Origin of the sequence: Geomonas edaphica, assembly GCF_004917075.1 — a bacterium.
In the GTDB taxonomy this organism is placed as follows: Bacteria; Desulfobacterota; Desulfuromonadia; order Geobacterales; family Geobacteraceae; genus Geomonas; species Geomonas edaphica.
The window spans coordinates 221,580-240,886 of record NZ_SSYB01000002.1; the positions used below are offsets into that span (position 1 = coordinate 221,580).

The 19,307-nt window shown below is 63.6% G+C and carries 10 protein-coding genes; 6 read left to right on the forward strand and 4 right to left on the reverse strand.

Annotated elements, in window-relative coordinates; translation table 11 throughout:
* Positions 1-82: 82 nt before the first annotated feature.
* Positions 83-424: a YtxH domain-containing protein gene (locus tag E8K79_RS07235; RefSeq protein WP_198419790.1), complete on the forward strand. Its 342-nt coding sequence runs from the start codon at positions 83-85 to the stop codon at positions 422-424.
* A gap of 35 nt (positions 425-459) precedes the next feature.
* Positions 460-651 (forward strand): ferredoxin, encoded by a 192-nt coding sequence (locus tag E8K79_RS07240; RefSeq protein ID WP_136514158.1) that lies wholly within the window; start codon positions 460-462, stop codon positions 649-651.
* A gap of 363 nt (positions 652-1,014) precedes the next feature.
* Here E8K79_RS07240 and E8K79_RS07245 read toward each other — a convergent pair whose 3' ends face one another.
* The 4 genes from E8K79_RS07245 to E8K79_RS07260 all read right to left on the reverse strand — a co-directional run bounded on the left by E8K79_RS07245 (position 1,015) and on the right by E8K79_RS07260 (position 6,193).
* Entirely contained in the window at positions 1,015-1,860 is an 846-nt protein-coding gene (locus tag E8K79_RS07245; RefSeq protein ID WP_136514159.1) for a L,D-transpeptidase, read from the reverse strand.
* 96 nt (positions 1,861-1,956) lie between these two features.
* Positions 1,957-3,129: a cytochrome b/b6 domain-containing protein gene (locus E8K79_RS07250; protein ID WP_136514160.1), complete on the reverse strand. Its 1,173-nt coding sequence runs from the start codon at positions 3,127-3,129 to the stop codon at positions 1,957-1,959.
* Positions 3,126-4,841: a nickel-dependent hydrogenase large subunit gene (locus tag E8K79_RS07255; RefSeq protein ID WP_136514161.1), complete on the reverse strand. Its 1,716-nt coding sequence runs from the start codon at positions 4,839-4,841 to the stop codon at positions 3,126-3,128. The genes E8K79_RS07250 and E8K79_RS07255 overlap by 4 nt, the downstream gene beginning before the upstream one ends.
* A gap of 170 nt (positions 4,842-5,011) precedes the next feature.
* Entirely contained in the window at positions 5,012-6,193 is a 1,182-nt protein-coding gene (locus tag E8K79_RS07260) for a hydrogenase small subunit (protein ID WP_136514162.1), read from the reverse strand.
* A 290-nt stretch (positions 6,194-6,483) separates the two neighbouring features.
* On the opposite strand from E8K79_RS07260, the gene E8K79_RS21080 reads away from it, so the two are divergent.
* The 4 genes from E8K79_RS21080 to E8K79_RS07275 all read left to right on the forward strand — a co-directional run bounded on the left by E8K79_RS21080 (position 6,484) and on the right by E8K79_RS07275 (position 19,299).
* Positions 6,484-11,070, forward strand: coding sequence for a pilus assembly protein (locus E8K79_RS21080; protein WP_162604619.1), 4,587 nt, complete (start codon positions 6,484-6,486; stop codon positions 11,068-11,070).
* A 2-nt stretch (positions 11,071-11,072) separates the two neighbouring features.
* Positions 11,073-16,730, forward strand: a complete 5,658-nt coding sequence (locus E8K79_RS07265; RefSeq protein ID WP_162604620.1) for an MBG domain-containing protein — start codon at positions 11,073-11,075, stop codon at positions 16,728-16,730.
* Positions 16,731-16,797: 67 nt separating this feature from the next.
* On the forward strand, positions 16,798-18,279 hold the full coding sequence (locus E8K79_RS07270) for a M15 family metallopeptidase (RefSeq protein WP_136514164.1): 1,482 nt from the start codon (positions 16,798-16,800) through the stop codon (positions 18,277-18,279).
* Positions 18,280-18,543: 264 nt separating this feature from the next.
* Positions 18,544-19,299 (forward strand): substrate-binding domain-containing protein, encoded by a 756-nt coding sequence (locus tag E8K79_RS07275; protein ID WP_136514165.1) that lies wholly within the window; start codon positions 18,544-18,546, stop codon positions 19,297-19,299.
* The last annotated feature ends 8 nt before the right edge of the window (positions 19,300-19,307 follow it).

A 19,307-nucleotide genomic window follows, 5' to 3' on the forward strand; every position in this document is an offset into this window, starting at 1 on the left:
TTGGATTTTGAATTGGACGTGATTAATTTAGTTGCTAGTATTACCGCTGTCGTTCAAACCCAAAGGGACGGAGGAGCACGGTATGGGACACAAGGAATGTGAAGGAGGGGGGATGGCGAGTCTGGTGATCGGCGGCCTGATCGGCGCCGGACTTGCACTATTGCTCGCCCCGCAGACCGGCAAAAAGACGCGGAAGTACCTGGCCTCGCTGGCGGAGGATATGAGCGAGAAGGCTAACGACACGGTGAGCGAGTTCGCCGAAACGGTTTCCGACTTCGTGGAAAAGGCGACGGACCGCGCCGCCGAATTCGTGAAGGAGAAGGATACCCTCACCAAGGAGTCGAAGAAGATGCTTCTCGCGGCACTTGAGAAGGCGCAGGAGAAACTGGAAGAACAGAGAAAGAGGCTTGAGGATAGCATCTAACGAGCAGCACACATCAAACTACTGGAGGTACAGTCATGGCAAAAGAACCCTGGGTCGATCAAGACGTCTGCATCAGCTGCGGGCTTTGCACGGACAACGTGCCGGAAGTGTTCCGCTTTGCCGACAACGGCAAGGCCGAGGCATACGATCCGGTTGGCGCTTCCGAGGACGTCATTCAGCGCGATGCCATCGACGTTTGCCCGGTTAGCTGCATCCACTGGCGGTGACGTTCTGCAGGTGGCACTGGCGCTATGAAAGGCGCCCGTGCCGGTTTCGGTGGGTGCAGGAAAGGATCAAGAAGGAATGCTCAGTTTAAAAGGCCGAGCGAAAAGGCCGCCACCCAACCGGGAGGCGGCCTTTTTGTTGGTGCCCAGACCAGGCGGCCTGTATGCCTCGCATTCGCAAAGGACTTTTTTCAGGGGATGGGAAACGCTGTTGTTCCCCATCCCCTTGCGGGAGGGGGCTAGGGGGTGGGGTAACTTGCCACCTTTTCTATCGCTTGCAGCTTCACCCACCCCCCGCCCCCCTCCCGTCAAGGGAGGGGGAGGCTCGGGCACCATAATCTTGCGATACGCTACCGCCCCGCGCCGCTACTTCTTCGGCGTGTGCGGCGGACGGCCGGTGATCACCACCAGCGGGCCGTTTTTTAACTTGTGGAATTTTCCGGGGTCGCTGCGCTGATCGACGGCCCAAACGTACAGGGCCTTGGCGTCCTCCAGGAAGGGGCGGGTGAGCTCGTGGTAGTTCTTCCCGTTCACCTTGCGGTCGTGCTTTCTGTAGTAGTCGTACTGCATCTCCTCGTCGTAGAGCCCGATGCAGCCGTGGGAGGCGGGGTAGCCGGGGAGGTCGCGGCCGTGGATCCAGTAGGAGGGCTCCTCGTCCTTGCTTTTGTCCACCCAGAACCTGAGCCCGTAGTGCATGGGGTAGGGGCGGCCGATCTCCTCCACCGGGTACAGGTTTGACTGGTGGCGGCGGTCCGCGGCGTCGACGCGGAAGGTACCGTTGGGGACCATCATCCCCTCGATGCCGAGGGCGATGGGGGAGGAGAAGTGGAGCTTGCCGTACTCGTAGGCGCCCAGGAACATCTCGGTCTGATCCACCAGGATGCACTTGGGCTCCTTGGCGGCTGCGGGATAGGTGAGCGGCATGGGGTTGAAGTTCTTCACCTGCGCGAGATTATTCGGGACCTTTATCGAGACTCCGCCTAAGAAGTGGCGCCGGTCCATCCGGTTGAAGCGGAGCACGTCGCGCCACGAAGCACCGAAAAGCCCCTGCGGCGTATCCTTCCAGGTGAGCTTCCGGCAGCTCCACGGTATGCGGGAGTCGCTCGGGTAGCTGATCTCGCACAGAGATTTCACCTTCTGCGCTGCCGGTGCCGCTGCTGCCGTCATGAGGAAAATGGAGACCAGAAGTATCGTCCGAAAAAGGGTAGCCATAGTTCCTCCGCAAACGAGAACCGCCGGAGCATCCGCCCCGGCGGTTTTTTTCGCGGTCCAATTGTCCATCGTCAATTGCCCATTGTCAATTGGACCTCAAGCATCCTCGAAGTGGGTTCCCTTGCGGCACCAGCGCCCGCCGCTCACGATGGAGGAGAGGGCACCCTCGCGCTCCACGGTGTCGGCGCGCACCGAGAGGTAGACGTGGATAGGGATGAAGGCAAGGAAGATCCACATGACGAACTGATGCGCGAGGCGGACGTACTGCACGCCGACCAGGTCGTCGAACATGACGAAGTAGCGAAAGACGATGTTCCCCGGGTCGTAGAGGGCGTAAAGGGCGAAGCCGGTGAAAAGCGCCAGGAGCCCAACCCCGAAGATGGCGGTGTAGGCCACCTGCTGCAGCGGGTTATGGCCGATGTAGTGGGGAGGTCGGTCGAAGCGGCAGAAAAGGTAGTTGAGCGCCACCTGCACAAGGTTCTTCAGGTCGCGCACGCGCACCGGGAAAAGGGCGTACCAGCGCTGGAACTGGTTCGAGGCGAGGAAGAGACCGGCGATGCGCAGGATGGCGGCACACAGAAGGAGCCAGCCCGCAACGAAGTGCACGAGCCTTAGCCAGCTTAAGTAGTTGGTGAAACCCTCCGCCCCGCTGTAGACGAGGCGGCCGCTTCCCATCAAAAGTCCGGTCGCGGAGAGGACCAGGATGAGAAAGACCGAGAACCAGTGCAGCACGCGCAGTTGCCAGTCCCACACCGAGACGTAGCGGAATTCGGCGGGCTCTTCGATGCGCCTACTCTTGCGCCGGGTGGCGCGCACCGGAATGTACCCCTGGAACTCCCAGTGTTCCGACCCGTCCGGAGCGACGCTCCCCCTGCCGACGCCGAGGGCGCGGAAGCCGTGGGTCATGCGCATCTCCGCCTGCATCTCAGCGCGGTAGCGCGTCGCCTCGTCCGGGTGGCAGAGGTAAAGGATGCTGTCCACCTCGCCGCGGGCGATGAGCGCCTCCTCGCCGCTATCGACGCGGCGCACCCGCGCGACGCTCCTGGCAAGTCTCGGCTCCAGCGGGGTGAAGGCGAGCTGCTCGTAGTGGCGCAGGTCCTCCTTCTTCGAAGCCGCGCTCAAAAGGGCTAAGTCGACCGGATCGTCGGTCCCGAAAGGGGCGCCAAGCGCCGCGGCGATAAGGAGTTCCCGTCTCTTCCTCCCGCTAAACGGTACCGGGTCCTCGAGCTCGATCCGTATCTCTGATTCAGGTATGTCATAGAGACTCATCGCACCTTCACCTCCACCCCGCCCCCACCGGGCACCAGCACGTGCACCGCACAGGAGATGCACGGGTCAAAGGAATGGATGGTGCGCAGCACCTCGAGTGGGCGTTTCGCGTCCACTAGCGGATGCTTCCCGCCGCCGGCCAGCGCCTCCTCGTAGGGGCCGCGCTGCCCGCCAGGATCGCGGCCGGAGCTGTTCCAGGTACTCGGCACCACCGCCTGGTAGCGCGCGACGCGACCGTTTTCGATCTCGATCCAGTGCGAAAGGGTGCCGCGCGCCGCCTCCATGAACCCCATCCCCTGTGCCTGTTTGGGCCAACTTGAGGGCTCCCAGTGCTCCTTGTGGAAGGTGGCCGTGTCGCCGGACTTGATCCTTTCGTTCAACTGGGCGAACCACTGATCCATACGCCGGGCGAGGATGACCGACTCGAGCGCCCGGCAGTATGTGCGCCCTAAAGTCGAGTTGAGCGCCTCGATGCCGGCGTGGAGTTTTCCGAGCCCCTCTTTCGCGAGCTGCACCGTCTCGGCGTGCCCCTGCGCCACGGCCACCATGATCCGGGCGTTCGGGCCTACCTGCACGGCGCGGCCGTCGTAACGCGGCGCCTTGCACCAGGTGTACTTAGGCTGGTCGGAGAGCTGCTTGAATGGGGGCTTCGGACCGGTGTAGCGCGGCTCGGTATGTCCCTGCCACGGGTGAAGCCCCTGCCGGTCCCCCTCGGGCTGGCTGTACCAGGCGGAGGAGACGAACTCGGCGACCCTTTTGGAATCGAAGGGGTGGGCCGTGCCGTAGTTGCCGTCCATGAGAAGGGCGGCGGGGAAGACCCCTCCCGCCGGGGCGCCCGAACAGGACCAGGCGCTCTCACCGGTCGCCATGAGGTTCGGGGAGGAGGCGCCGATGGCCGCGTAGTCCGGGTAGAAGGAGGCGATAGCGAGGACGTCGGGGTAGTAGACCTCGAGGACGAAGCGCTTCGCCTGGTCGATCATGCCGGCCATCTCGTCGAGACGCACCTGGTTCACCGTGATCTGGTTGTTCAAATTGATGGAGCAGCCCATCCCACCCACCAGGTAGTTCGGGTGCGGGTTCTTCCCGGCGAAGATGGTGTGCAGGCGGATGATGTCGCGCTGCCAGGAGAGCGCCTCCAGGTAGTGGGCGAGCGCCATGAGGTTCGCCTCGGGGGGGAGACGGTAGGCGGGGTGTCCCCAGTAGCCGCCGGAGAAGATGCCGAGGCCGCCTTCCGCTGAAGCCGCCACGCGCTTTTGCACCTCGGCGTACCAGGTGGCTGAGTTGTTGGACCAGGGGGAAACTGAGGCTGCCAGACGCGAGGTGGCGGCGGGATCGGCCTTCAGCGCGCTCATGACGTCGACCCAGTCAAGGGCGTGCAGGTGGTAGAAGTGCATCACGTGGTCCTGCAGCGTCGCCATGCCGGAGACGAGGTTGCGGATCAGCTCCGCGCACGGGGGGATCTTGCACTTGATGGCGTCCTCGACGGCGCGGATCGAGGCGATGGCGTGTACCCCGGTACAGACGCCGCAGATGCGCTGCGCGAAGGCCCAGGCGTCGCGGGGGTCGCGCCCCTGAAGCACCCGCTCGATGCCGCGGAACTGGGTGGCGCAGGCCCAGGCGTCACCTATCCTTCCGTTGTCCGCTTCCAGCTCGATGCGCAGGTGCCCCTCGATTCGGGTGATCGGGTCGATGACGATTCTCTCGCTTGCCATTTCACTTCTCCTTTGACCTCAAAAGCTCCAAACCAAAGGCTTCAACCCCAAAGGCTTCAACGCAAAGACGCAGAGCCGCAAAGCCGCAAAGAAAAGCTTTTTGGGGGAAACCAAAAACGTTCCTTTGCTTTAAGGTTCTCTTTGCGTCTCCGCGCCTTGGCGTCTTTGCGTTAAGTCTTTTTGTCCTGGTCCTCCCGCTTTTCCGTGTCGCCCAGGACCGCGAGGGGGAGCGTCTCGGGCCGCGCCTTTTTCGCGCGTTTTTTCGCGATCACCGTGGCGGCCGAGTGGACGGCGACGCCACCCACCGAGGCGGCGACGGCGGCGATACCTATGGTGTTGGCGGTCGCCTCTACGCCAAGTCCTGGGACCATGAAGCCGGGGAGCCTGTCGTAGAAGGGAGTCATGCGGTCGTAGAAGTGGCGTTCGGTGCAGCCAAGACAGGGGTGCCCGGCCTTGATCGGGAAGCTCTGCCCCATGTTCCACTCCACCGTGGCGCAGGGGGCGAAGGTCGCCGGCCCCTTGCAGCCGAGGCGGTAAAGGCAGTGCCCCTGGCGGGCGTTCTCGTCGTCGAAGCTGTCGGCGAACTGGCCGGCGTCGAAGCTCGCCCGGCGCGGGCACTTGTCGTGGATGCGCTGACCGTAGGCGAAGAGTGGGCGGCCGTTGCCGTCCAGAGGCGGTGTGTGACCGTAGGCGAGGTAATAGGTGAGGGTGGCTGTGATGGTTTCCGCGATGGGGGGACAGCCGCTGATGTTGACGACGGGACGGTCGGTGATGACATCGGAGACGCCGACGGCGCCGGTCAAGTTGGGGGAGGCGGCCTGCACACAACCGTACTCGGCACACGCGCCGACCGCGATGACGGCGCTCGCCTTTTGCGCCGCGCGTTTCAGGACGTTCAGGGCGGAGTCGCCGCCGATGGTACAGTAGACGCCGTCATCGTTGAGCGGCACCGAGCCGTTCACGAGCAAAAGATGCGGCCTTCCCTCGGCCTCCTTCAATACCTCCTCCGCGGCGGTGCCGGAGGGGGCCATCAGAAGCTCGTTGTAGTCGAGGGAGATCTGCTCCAGGATCAGCCGGTCCACCGGGCTGCTGCCGGATCGAAGCAGGCTCTCGACACATCCGGTGCACTCCTGGAGCTGGAGGTAGATGACGCTTGGGCGCTTCGCCCCGGAGAGCCTTTCGGCTACGTCCTTGGCGAACGCCCGCCCCCCTCCGGGAAGCGACGCCGCGCCGAAGAGCACCGCCATCCTGCCGCAAAAAGAGAGAAAATCCCTCCTCGTTACCCCACGCCGGGCCAGGTAATCCCTAAACCCTTCGCTGCCTGGCCAACCGTCATCCATGGACTCGTTCATCTTCTCCGCCTCCGTTTCCCTTCCCCGGGGAGGGAAAGGTCGTTTGATTGAGAACTGCACGGCCATTGGGAAGGTCACCGGATCTTTCCAATGAATTTAAAGAAAAGATTAACTCTGAAGGGGGAGATGTCAAATTAGACCGGGAGCGCTTTTAAGACCTGGAACCCATCGATTCGATAGGAGACTTTATTTTCGAGAAGCCGACGCTATACTCTTCTGATTGAAATTTTCTAATGTTTCTGCCGTGCGAGCATCGCCGCGAAATCACTTTAATGGGAGAGGTGGCCGAGATGAACAAGGGTGCAGCGCCGCGGACCGCGCGCTACGCGGTGGTCGTTATGCTGGTCTCCGTTCTACTGCTTATTGCTGCAACGGCGCGCGCGGCAGATCCTGCGGCCGCCATGCAGGCGTACTGCAGCGTGCCGCCCTTACCTGGGCTCGGGGTGAGGCCGAACCTCCTTCTCATGCTGGACAACTCCGCCAGTATGTACGACCTCGCCTATACCGATCCGACGCTTTTCTGTTTCGACGACACCTTCAATCCGGCAGGTTCCTATCCCGGCTACTTCAATGAAAACAATGTGTACCGCTACGTCACCACCGGTACGCGCTTCACCGCTACCACCGACAGCATCGCGGCTAGCAGTTGCAACCAGGCCCGCACCGACTTCCTCTGCGTCAACATTAAAGCGAAGAAGCTCGACACCTTCCTCGCCACCGGGAAGTTTCTTAACTGGCTCGCCATGAGCAAACTGGACCTCGAGAAGCTCGCCCTCACCGGTGGCAAGTACGACCCCGCGACCAACCTGATGCAGGCTGAGTCCCGCGGCTGCGTCGGCAAGCGCTACGTCAAGATGGTGTACGACGGTAAAGGCGATCCGCTCCCGATCACCTTCGGTGTGCGGGCGCCCATTCCCTCCGAAGCGGGGTACGTCTCTCAGTCGAGTCATGGCGGGCCGACCCGCATCGACATCTATCCAGCGGTGTACCGGAAGAAATACTGTCTCGACGCGGTGAAGAATTGGCAGGAAAACGCTTCCCCATCCGAGCTTTCCGACACCGCTGGGCGCTGCATGGGCGATCTGGTCGACACCTTAGGAATACCGACGCCGGGCAAGATCTTCACCGAGACCCTGAGCCTTTGTTATTCGCGCGGGACCGACTTCGGTGACGCTGAGGCCATGGTCATCAAGGACGACTGCCGTTCGCGCTACATGGCCTACCTCCTCCCGTTCCAGATCGTTAGGAACACCGGAGAGGACATCTGCGCGACGAAGATTTATCACAACCCTCGCGAGTATAACGGGTACATACATACCACGGGGTACCTGGGTGAGTGCACTCAAGGGGGAGGCTTAAGCTATAACCAGCCTTGCGCCCTCAATTCGATCAAGGACTACTGCAGGGAACTGTCCGATCCGTGGCTCAGCGATCCCTCCGCGAATGCGAACAGGTCCTCGACCGACGCGGCACTTCCTGCCTTCATCCTGGACGCCGGCATCACCAGTCTCGGCGCTCCGATAGCGACCGTCGTGGCGAGAGTGGCCGCGGATGCGCCGCCCGCCGGGCTGATTCAGCAGTTCGCGACTGAGATCAACTTCGGCGCCATTACCTTCAACGACGATGGTGCCCGCTCCGAGTGCGATCAGGAGGGGGGGATCCACTGCGTGAGCCGCTGCAGTAAGGACGCCGTCCCGCAAAGGGACTGCGCCACTGACATGGACTGTGACACCAGGGGGCCCTGCCTTCCCACCGCCAAAAGCGACGGCGGCAGCATCATCTCCTACATCAACTACTCGCCGGTCGGGGACCACGCCACGGGGCTCATCGCCGCTATCGATACCATAAGGGGAACCTCGTGGACGCCGCTCGCGGAGACGCTCTACCAGAGCATCGGCTATTTCGCCAACAACGGCTCCTATCGCTTTCAGCCTGGAGACTTCGACGTTGCCAAGCCACCATCCATGTACCGTTGCCAACGTAACAACGTACTCATCGTGACCGACGGGATGTCCACCGCGGACCGCGCCCCGGCGCTGAACGCTTTTGTCGCCGACGCCGTTTCCACGTGGTCCGGCGCCGGCGGCCTCCCTGCTGGAATGACCACTTCGATGGGCACCAAGGGTTCGGGCGTCCCTCCTTACCAGGGGAGCTACAACCTGGACGAGGTCGCCTGGGTCGCCCGGCACCGGAACATCTACGACCTCAACCAGCAGCCGGCCCAACCCAAGGATTTCATCACTACGCACGTGGTCTACACCGGCCCTCCCTGCGGCGATGCGACAAGTGGCTACAACGCTGATGGAAGCTGCACCACCACGAACGAGGGGATACCGGAGAAGCTGATGCAGCTCACCGCCCAAAACGGTGGGGGGAGCATGAAAAGTGTAAGGGACCTACCTGCCCTTCTGGGGGCGCTGAAGGGGATCTTCCTGCAGGTGATTGGCGGCTCCAGCGCGGGCGCCGGCTCCTCGCTACTCTCCACAGGCGACGGCAACGGCGCCCTCTACCTCCAGCCGAGGTTTTTCCCCAACAAGAGTTACGACGGCGGGGTGAGCTCTGCGGTCTGGACCGGTGAGTTGCAGGGGCTTTGGTATTACATCGATCCGCTGATCGGGACCAGCGGCACCGCAAGCAGCATCCGCGAGGACACCGATGCGGACAAGATCCTCGATTTGAAGCAGGACCGGGTGGTCCGTTTCGAGGTGCCGAGCCCTCTCGGGGAGGGCCGAGCCACGCTTCTTACCGACCGCGATGGCGACGGCAACGTCGATGTACCGCAGCCCTCGGGGTATCCGCTAAGCGTGGTGCCTGAGGCGGTGCAGAGCCTGTGGCGTGCGGGGCGCCAGCTCTGGAAGATAACTCCCAACAAGCGCACCCTGTACACCCAGACCGACGGGGCGACGCTCATCGACTTTCTCGACACCTCGGTCGATGCCCATCGCCAACTGCTGCAGGCCAAGGATCAGGCGGAGGCGGAACAGATCGCCGCCTTTGTGAAGGGGGTGGACGACGCCTCCGGAAGCGGCGGAACCCCGACGAGGGAGAGAAGCCTCAAGGCTTACGGCACGGCAGAAAGTCTCGTCTGGAAACTAGGCGACATCGTTTCGTCGACGCCGGTAGTGCAGTCGGCGGTGCCGCTTGGAAGCTACCATCTTCCCTCGCCGCGTGGCTATGGGGACTCATCCTATGGGGATTTCATCAAGGGTGTGTACGGGAAGCGTGGGACCGTCTACGTGGGCGCCAACGATGGAATGCTGCACGCCTTTAGGCTGGGCTCACTCAAGGTGCGTCCCGAAAAAGATTGGCCGGTAACACGCAAGGCCCAGCTTTTAGGGAACGACGATGCGGTCGTGGGCAAGGTCTTAGGGGATGAGGAATGGGGTTTCATCCCGAAGAGCGCGCTTCCCTACCTCAGATACCTGAAAGAACCGCTCTACCCGCACCTGTACTACGTGGATGGCTCGAGCACCCTCGTCGACGCGAGCATAGGTGATCCCGCGACTTGCAGCCGCAGCGACTACTGGAACTGCCCCAAGGCAGGGAGCAACTGGCGCACCGTCCTTCTGGCCGGGATGGGGCTTGGTGGGGCGAGCCGCCCCTACGGCACTGACTGCGTTGATGATGGTAGCTCTGCCACCTGCGTCAAGGCCCCGGCTGCCGGTGTCGGTGGGCTTTCCTCCTACTTCGCCCTCGACGTCACCGACCAGAGCGCCGAAGGAGGCACCCCGCGGCTTTTGTGGGAGTTCTCGCACCCGCAAATGGGCTTTGCCACCTCCGGCGCGGCCATACTGCGCGTGAAGGCGCGCCGAGTTGATGGAACCGTGGAGATCCACGACCCCGACCGTAACGGGCGCTGGTTTGCCGTGTTTGCCTCGGGCCCAACGGGCGCCGTTGACCGAAGGACACGCCAGTTCACTGCCACCTCGGACCAGAATCTGAAGCTCTTTGTCGTCGACCTGAACGCGGTCCCCCCCCTCGTTGAGGGGCGCAACTATTGGATCATCGACACGGGGATTGCGTACGCCTTCGGCGGAAGCATGGCGGGTGCTGGGATCGATTCGGACAAGTGGAACGGCAGCGCGAATAAGGGGGGACAGTACGAGGACGAGGCGCTCTACGTCGGGTACACGAGGCGCGGCGACGCGGGGTGGACGGGCGGGGTCTTGCGGCTCTACACCGGCGAGGACCCGAACCCTGCTAACTGGAAAACGAGCCGGGTGATCGACGACGTTGGACCTGTCACCGGGGCGGTGGCGAAGCTCCAGGACCGGCAGTACAAGCGGCTTTGGCTGTACTTCGGCACCGGTCGCCACTTTTACAATCAGGACGACCTGCAGTCGGCACGCGCGCTTTTTGGTGTCATCGAGCCTTGCTACAACGGCAGTGACAACGTACTCAGGATCAACGATATCTGCGCCGCCTCCCCTGTCACCCGAGGTGACCTCACCGAGGTGACCGATGCCGGGAAGGTGATCCTCCCCGGACAGCAACCTGGGAGCTACCGGGGGTGGTGGATCGCCCTCGACGGGGCATCCGCCGGGCTGGCAAGCGAGCGCGCCCTTGATTCACCTAGCTCCGTCACGAGCGGTGCAGTGTTCTTCCCCACCTTCAAACCGTCTCTAGATCCATGCGGGGAAGGTGTCTCATACCTATGGGGCGTGCAATACAGCACCGGGGGGGCAGTGGGTGCCATCCTAGGGCAAGCGCTACTCCCGCTCTCCAACGGCTCCGTTGCTGCTGTCGACCTCGCAGCCTTCCCCGACCGTGCCGGGCGCCGCAGCGCGCCGCTGCCCGGGAAGGCGGTGAAGCCGCGCCTGGTCACCAACAGCGGTCTCAAGCCGCTCAAGAGAATCATCCACATGCAGGAGCGTTAGGTATGAGACGAGCCGTTGCGACAAAGTGGTATAAGGCCACCTGGGTGATGCTCCTTGCCCTTTTCTTTTTCCTCGTCCATCCCACCGTCGGGTGTGCCATGAACCCGTATCTGGACGGTTTCAACATCTCCCCTGGTGGTACCGTAGCCATCGACGGCTCGGTACACTCCGTCGCGGTGCAGGGCGCCGACGGCAAGATCGTCATCGGCGGCGACTTCACCCTGACCAGCGGCACCCCGGTAGCGACCCTACGCAACCTCGCGCGTCTCAACCCGGACGGTACTCTCGACCCCTCCTTTATCCCTCCTGTACTGGACGGCCCGGTGTACGCCGTGGCGCTGCAGCCCGCCCCTGCCCTCCAGGCCGGGCCGGAGCTAGTGCTGATCGGCGGCGGCTTCACCAGCGTCGGTGGCGTGACCAGAAAGGGGCTTGCCCGACTTTCCGGGGTAGACGGCGCACTCGACGCCGGGTTCGACCCGGTGACCGCAGCCGGTCCCGTCACGGTGCACGCCATCACCATCCTTCCATCTAAAACGAGCATCCTAGTCGGCGGTGTCTTCGCATCGATCAAGGATGGCGTGCCGACACGGAACTTGGCCGGGGTCTCGGCCGCGGGTGCCACGAGCGGTGAGCTAGACTGGCATTACGTCGGAGGGCTTGGCGACGACGCGGGAAACGCGGCGGTCTACGCCATCGCGCTGCAGGACGGGGCGGTGGTGGTCGGCGGTGAGTTCGTCACCCCCGGCTCGCCCAACATAGCGCGCTTCACCTCTTTGGGGGTGTATGACGGCACCTTCGCTCCCCCCTCGCCGGGAGGGGTGGTGCGGGCGCTAGCGGTGCAGGAGGACGGCAAGGTCCTCCTCGGGGGAGATTTCTCCGGCTCAGGGCTCGCGCGCGCCTATCTGGCGCGACTCATGCCGGACGGCGCCCCCGACGCTTTCGACGCTGCACTCGACACGATCCCGGGGGGGCAGGTAAGCGCTATTGTGCTGCAGCCGGACGGCAGGATCGTCGCGGCCGGGCGCTTCACCGTCGGGCCGCTGGGGGCAAAGCGCGCGAACTTGGCCCGCTTCAATATCGACGCTACGCTGGATTCCTTTCCTTATCCTGCCCCCGATGCGGCGATCTTTGCCCTGGCAATGCAGGGCGACGGCAAGCTAGTGGCGGGTGGTGCATTCACCGTGATCGGCACCGTCCCCCGCACTTCCCTTGCCCGCTTCTACCAGACCGGTGTACTCGATGACGATATCCCGCAGATCGTGCAGGATGAGGACATGGACCTAAGCATGGTGTTCAAGGCGACGCAGCGCCCAGATGGGCGCATCTTCATCGCCGGGCCGTTCAAAAATATACTCGGGGAGGCTGTCTCCTACACCGCCGGGCTTACCCGCGACTGGTCCTTCGACGATGGCTTCGGTCCCATCGAGCTCACCAGGCGCATCGTGAGCATCGCCACCATCCCCGATGGAGGGCTGCTGCTAGGCGGAGATTTTCTCTTCGTGAACGGCCAGCTGCAGCACAGCCTCATGCTGGTGGATGACGCCGGGGTGCCGGTGCCATCCTTCAATGCCATCATTAACTCCACCCTCGGCAAGGGGTTTGGGGGGATCACCCCCATCGTACAGCCGGCCAGAGGGCCGTTGGGCGAGAAAGGGATGTTCTACGCCGGGGGGGACGTAGGGGATAATTCCACCTGGTGTTACCTCGCCCGCTACCATGAAAGCGGGGCGCGCGATGAGCGCTTCGTTCCTACTGCAGAGATCAATGCCTACGTGAACGTCCTTGCCATGCAGCACAACGATCTGCTCCTTGTCGGCACTGAAAACGGAAAGCTCTTGAGAGTCCTCCCTTCCGGGGGCCTCGACCCCGCATGGAACGGAGGCACACCGCTGCAGTTCGCTAAAGGTGTCTACGCCATCGTCGTCCTTGCTGACGGCAGGATACTGGTCGCTGGGGACCTTCAGTACCCGGGCTCCGTCACGGATCCAGCAACCGGGCATACCGACACGGTGCTTAGAAACATTCTGTTGCTTAACCCAGATGGCGCCGTGGACGAGAGCTTCGTTGTTGCGGCCGGTGCCACAGATTCCCTCTACGCTCCCACCATTTTCGGCGCCGCGCTAGAAGCCGACGGGGCCATCATCATTTACGGGCTCTTCGATACGGTACGCGACGGCTTTGGGACGATGCTCGAACGGAGCTATGCAGCGCGCATCCTGCCGGAGGGGCGCCTTGACCCCGACTTCGACCTGGGACTTGTCCAGCCCCCGTCGATGGTGCAGTACACCGTGAACACGGTCGACCTGCAGCCGGACGGCAAGTTCCTTCTCGGCGGCAACTTCAACAATTTTGGGGCAAGGAGCAAGCTTGCCCGCGTCTTCGGCGGCTGGAGTTCCGAGGATCTCTCGGTCGCCGCGGACGGCACCTCCATCACTTGGCGCCGCTCCGGCCGGTCGGCTGAGCTGTGGCGGGCCTGGTTCGAGTACTCGGCCGATGGCGTGCAATGGGAACTTCTCGGGCACGCGGACCGAATCCCTGGAGGGTGGCGCCTTGATGGCCTCAACGCGGAGCAACTGGGTGTCAATGCCAATCACTATGTGCGTGCTAGGGGATTTACCGCGGGTGGCACAGGCAGTGCCGGGGCGCTCATGGAGTCGGTCCGGCTCTACTACCTGAAGCAGACTAAAATCAAGGTCACGGTAACCGCCGGTCCCGCGAAGAAGACCTACGGTGATGCCGATCCGCCTCTCACATACACCTTCACCCCGGCGCTGCAGGCCGGGGACAGTTTCACCGGCGCCCTCTCACGCACGGCAGGCGAGGACGTCGGCAGCTACCCCATCACCCAGGGGACGCTCGCCCTTGGCAGCGGCTATGAGCTCGTCTTCATCGGCGCCCCTCTAAGCATTGGCCAGAGGGGACTCGTCATCAAAGCGGACGACCTTACGAAGACGGCCGGATTGGAAAACCCAGTGCTTAGCGCCGGCTTCACCGGGCTTGCCCCACGGGACACCCCGGCAAGCCTTGGCGGCGCTCCGCTGCTTGCTACCTCCGTTGATGCCTTCACCACAAAGGGGAGCTATCCGATCCGCGTCTCCTTGGGGAGTATCACGAGCGCCAACTACCGTTACAGCTTCGTGGACGGCACGTTCACGGTGATTGGGAAGCCTCAGCAGATTACCCTGCCCGCCCCGGCACCAAGGACCTGGGGCGACGCCGATTTCGCCGCCGGGGGGAGCGCAAGCAGCGCGTTGCCGCTTAGCTACGCGAGCTCAAATCCGGCAGTAATCAACGTAGTGAACGGCGAAGTCCGCATCAGTGCGGCGGGAAGCGCCGTGATCACCGCATCGCAGCCGGGTGACGGCTACTGGGATCCCGCGGCTCCCGTCTCGGTCACCTGTACGGTCTTAAAGGCACCACTTCTCATCAGGGTCGAAAACAAGACGAAGGTTGCCGGATCTCCAACTCCTGAGCTTACCGCCGTTTTCTCAGGGCTTGCTCCTTGGGACACTCCGGCAAGCCTGGGCGGCCCCCCTCTGCTTGCTACCACCGTTGACGCATCCACTCCAAAGGGGACCTATCCCATCACGGCCGGACTCGGGGGGATCACGAGCGCGAACTACGTGTACAGCTTCGCCGACGGCACGTTCACCGTGACCGGCAAGACCCAGAGCATTACCCCCCCAGTGCCGGTGACGATGACCTATGGCGATCCTCCCGTCGCCGCGGGGGGGAGTTCAAATAGTGGGTTACCGCTTGTCTACGCGAGCTCTGACCCGACGGTGGCCACCGTTGTGGATGGCGAGATCCACCCAGGTACAGCCGGAAGCACCGTGATCATAGTTTCGCAGCCCGGCGATAATTTTTGGGACCCCGCGCCTCCCGTCCCGGTCCCGTGCACGGTTGTCAAGGCGCGGCTGACGGTGGTCGCGGAGGACAAGTCACGTGCCTACCTGACCCCCAACCCAGAGCTCACCATGCTCTATCGCGGATTCGTAAAGGGAGAGGGTAGCTCCGTCCTCTCCGGCGCTCCTACGCTATCCACCACGGCCGCCCTGACCAGTGCGGTCGGGAGTTATCCCATTCTAGCCGGCGTGGGGACGCTGCAGGCTGCGAACTACAGCATCACGGCGGTGGACGGGACGCTCAACGTGTTCAGGTCCTGTCAGGAGATCACCTTCCCCGCCATCCCTGAGCGGACCTTCGGCGATCCCCCCTTCGTGATAGTGGCCTCGGCCTGCAGCGGCCTCCCGCTCACCTTCCGAAGTTCCGATCCGGCTGTGGCCCGCGTCGACGGTAACGTCCTCACCGTTACCGGGGCTGGAAGTGCGGTGATCACGGCCTCCCAGGCGGGAAGCGGGGACCTCGAGACGGCGCCGGAGATGTCGCAGACCTTCATAGTGCATCGAAGCGGGCAGCAGGTGACCTTCAGCTCACCGGCCCAGAAGGTGGTGGGGGATCCTCCCTTCGAACTGGAGGGGAGTGCCACAAGCGGGCTTTCCGTGAGCTATCAAAGCTCCGACCCCACGGTCGCCACGGTTGCGGGGAGCACGGTGACCGTCGTCGGAGCTGGGACCACGGTGCTCAGCGCACTGCAGCCGGGTAACGGCAACTACCTTGCCGCGGCGCCGGTGTCGAGGGCGCTTATCGTCGCAGCCGAAGGGACCCCGCCGGAGCTCTCCCTATCCACGCTGAGCTCGGGGGGCTTCACCTCCAACCCGGTCCTTAACGTCCTGGGGCGGGCTTCCGACGCCTCGGGGATCGCGAGCCTCACCGTGCAGGGGATCGACCGGACCGCCGACGCCTCCCTTTTCAGCTCGGCCGTGGTTCTCTCCGAGGGGGCGAACAGCGTCAGCGTCGCCGCCCGTGACCGTTCCGGCAATCTGGCCACGCATACCTTCAGCATCACCCTGGACCCGCTCGCGCCTAAGCTTGAAGTCACCACCCCGGCCGACAACAGTGTCACCGAGGCCACCTCCCTCTCGGTTCTGGGCATCGTCCCGACCGGGAGTACGTTGGCCATGACCGTGAACGGGGAGGGGACGCAACTTCTCACCGTCACCGACGGCGCCTTCTCGGCGACCGCGGCGCTTTTGCCCGGCGTCAACACGCTGGAATTCACCGCCGAGCGGGACGGGAGAAGCTCCCGTGTCAAGCGCAGCGTCACGTCCGCCGCCAATGGCCCCTCCGTCGCCATCACGTGGCCGCCACAGGATATGAGGACCGAGGCGGCGTCGGTGGTGCTCAGGGGGAGTTGCAGCACCATAGCGGACGGTGGCCTCACCCTCGTCGTGAACGGGACAACCGCGCCTATGGCGCTATCCGCCGGGCTCTTCGAGCGTGAGATCGCCCTGCGCCCGGGCGAGAACCGAGTGACCGTCGAGGCGCGGAGTGCGGCGGGGGAGGTAAGCGTCGCGCAGCGCAACCTGATAAGGGTGGAGCGCATCGCCGGTGACCTAGACGGCGACGGTAGGGTGGACCTGGGTGACGCGGCACGCCTGCTCAGGGTTTCGCTGGGGGCGGAAGAGGCTTCCGCCGAGGTCATGGCCCACGGCGACCTCGCGCCGCTGGTGGACGGGGTCCCCAAACCGGACGGTATGATCGACGTGGGGGATGTCCTCGTGCTCTTGCGCAGAATCGTCGGTCTCGCTTTTTTCTAGGATTTTTCTTGCCTTCGGCGCTCCGAAATCGTATAGACGTCGCTAACGTCTAGAAAAGGAGCGGCTCATGAAACAGAGTTGGTGGTCCATCGCTGCCGGTTGCATCCTAGCGGTCCTGAGCCTTGCCGGGTGCGGCCCGCGGATGGAGCTTCCCCGGCATATCGGCGCGAGCCTCAACGGTATCGCCTCCACAACCGACAGCGGGCAGCTCCTTTACGTGGACCCCGGGACGCCCGGGCGCCCGCAGGCGTTTTTGTACCCGGTGCAGCACACCCTGACCGGATGGGAGCAGGCCCTCCCACAGGTCCCGGTGAACCTCGGCAGAAACGGGGTGGCCCCCCCATTTGAAAAGCGCGAGGGGGATGGCCGCACCCCTTCAGGCATCTTCCCGCTCACCCGCGCCTTTGGCTCGGTACCCGCCGTCAGCGGGCGCTTCCCGTTCCGGCAGGTCGACGCGCAGGACCTCTGGGTCGACGACGCACAGTCCCCCGACTACAACCGCTGGGTGGTGCGCGGCGCCACGAATGCCTCCTCCTTCGAGGAACTTCTACGCTCCGATCCCCTCTACCGCTACGCGATAGCCGTCGACTACAACAGCGAACCCGTGGTGCGGGGGATGGGGAGCGCTATCTTCATCCACGTCGAGCGCGCGCCCGGCGCCGGCACCGCCGGATGCGTTTCGATGCCTGAAGCGGACCTGGTGCAGGTGATGCAGTGGCTTGATCCGGAAAAAAGGCCGCAGGTGGTAATCGGCACCACCTCGGCCGTCGCAGTCGCGGCCGACGGGGTGAAAAGCGTGCTCCCCGCCGATCTCCCCCCCGTTTTAAAGCAGCGGCTCTCGGAGGGGGCGCGCCTTCTGGCGCTCAGGCAGGGAAGCGGCTTCTTCGCGGCCGCGGTCGCACTCCCGCCGGAGGTTGCGGCACGCATGCAGGAAAAAGGGGTCTGGCGTCAGGAGTGTCCGGTTCCCCTGAAGGAACTGGCCTACCTGGTCACCTCATTCTGGGGGTTCGACGGCGCGCGGCATTACGGTGAGCTCGTGGTGCACCAGGCGCTTGCCGCTTTTTTCATGGACGCGCTGCAGCACGGCTACAACGGCCGGTTCCCGATCGAGCGGATGGAGCTCATCGACGCCTTCGACGCCGACGATTTCCGTTCCATGGCCGCCAACAACAGCTCCGCCTTCAACTGCCGGGAGGTCCCGGGAAAGGCCGGCGTCTTCTCGCGGCACAGCTACGGCGCTGCGCTCGACATAAACCCGCTGCAGAACCCCTATCTCATGCTGGAAGAGGCGGGAAGGGAAAAGGGCGCCCGGGTCGACGGGGGCGCCGCGGCGCTCGAGTTCTGCCTCGGCAACCCCGCCCTCTGCCGCGTTCTACCCGCCGCCTCGGCTCCCTACCTCGCCCGCAATGAGCGCCTGCCTGGCATGCTGCAGCCGGCAGACCCGCTCCTAGCCGCGTTCAAAGAGCGCGGCTTCACCTGGGGTGGAGGCTGGCGTTTCCCCGACTACCAGCACATCGAGTTCGATCCCGCTAAGCTCCCCCTGCCTTAATCACCACATATTATTTCCCGATCAGGCTATGGCCCCCCGCTACGATGTACTGTCAGAGCGTCCCTCCCCCCGGAGGGGGGAGGCTGGGAGGGGGGACGGCCGCCCAGGGGGAAAGGCCGCGGTGGACCCAGTTCCTTCGACGGCCCTCCGCCCCCGTTCCACCATTCCACGCGATTTTCTTCTGTATACGGATGTTGTTGATTTTTTTGCTAAGGTTCCCCCGGGCATCTGTCGATACACCCCAAAAAATCCCGGAGGTGCTTAATGAAAAAGATGCTGAAGGTAACGGTGTGCGGTTTGGGGGTGTTGGCTGCGGCGGCAGCCTACGGGGAGGAGCTCAAGGTAGGGGGCGGGGGCGCCTCCATGGCCGCGGTGTTCACCCCTGTAAAGGCCCCCTTCGAGAAGGCGACGGGTGACACCCTGCTGGTGCTGCAGTCCACCCCGAAGGACGGTCTTGTCGATCTCCTGAACGGCAAACTCGACATCGCGGCCGGCGCAGTTCCGCTCGAGTCGATGGTCAGCGGTGCCGAGAAGGACGGGGTCAAGGTGGACCGTAACCGGCTCGTGATGACTCAGGTTGCAGTGAACCGTACCGTGATCTTCGTTCATCCCTCCAACAAGGTGGCGCAGCTCTCCAAGGAACAGCTGAAGGGAATCTTCACCGGGAAGATCACCAACTGGAAAGAGGTCGGCGGCGACGATAAAGACATCATCGTGGTCTGGGGCAAAGCGACGCCCGGTCAGAACGCCCAGTTCAAGAAGGAGATCCTCGATGGCGCTGAGGTTGCCAAGGACATCCTCGACACCACCAACTACGCCAAGATCAAGGAGAGCGTCGCAGCAACCCCCGAGGCGGTCGGCATCGACCCGCACGGCCTCGCCGATGCGACGGTGAAGGTGGTGGAGAGCCCAGCCCTCACTATGCCGATTATCGCGATCACCAACGGCAAGCCCTCACCCAGGGCGCAGAAGGTTCTCGACTACATCAAGGGCGACGGACAAAACTACGTGAAGAAATAGTCGCTCAG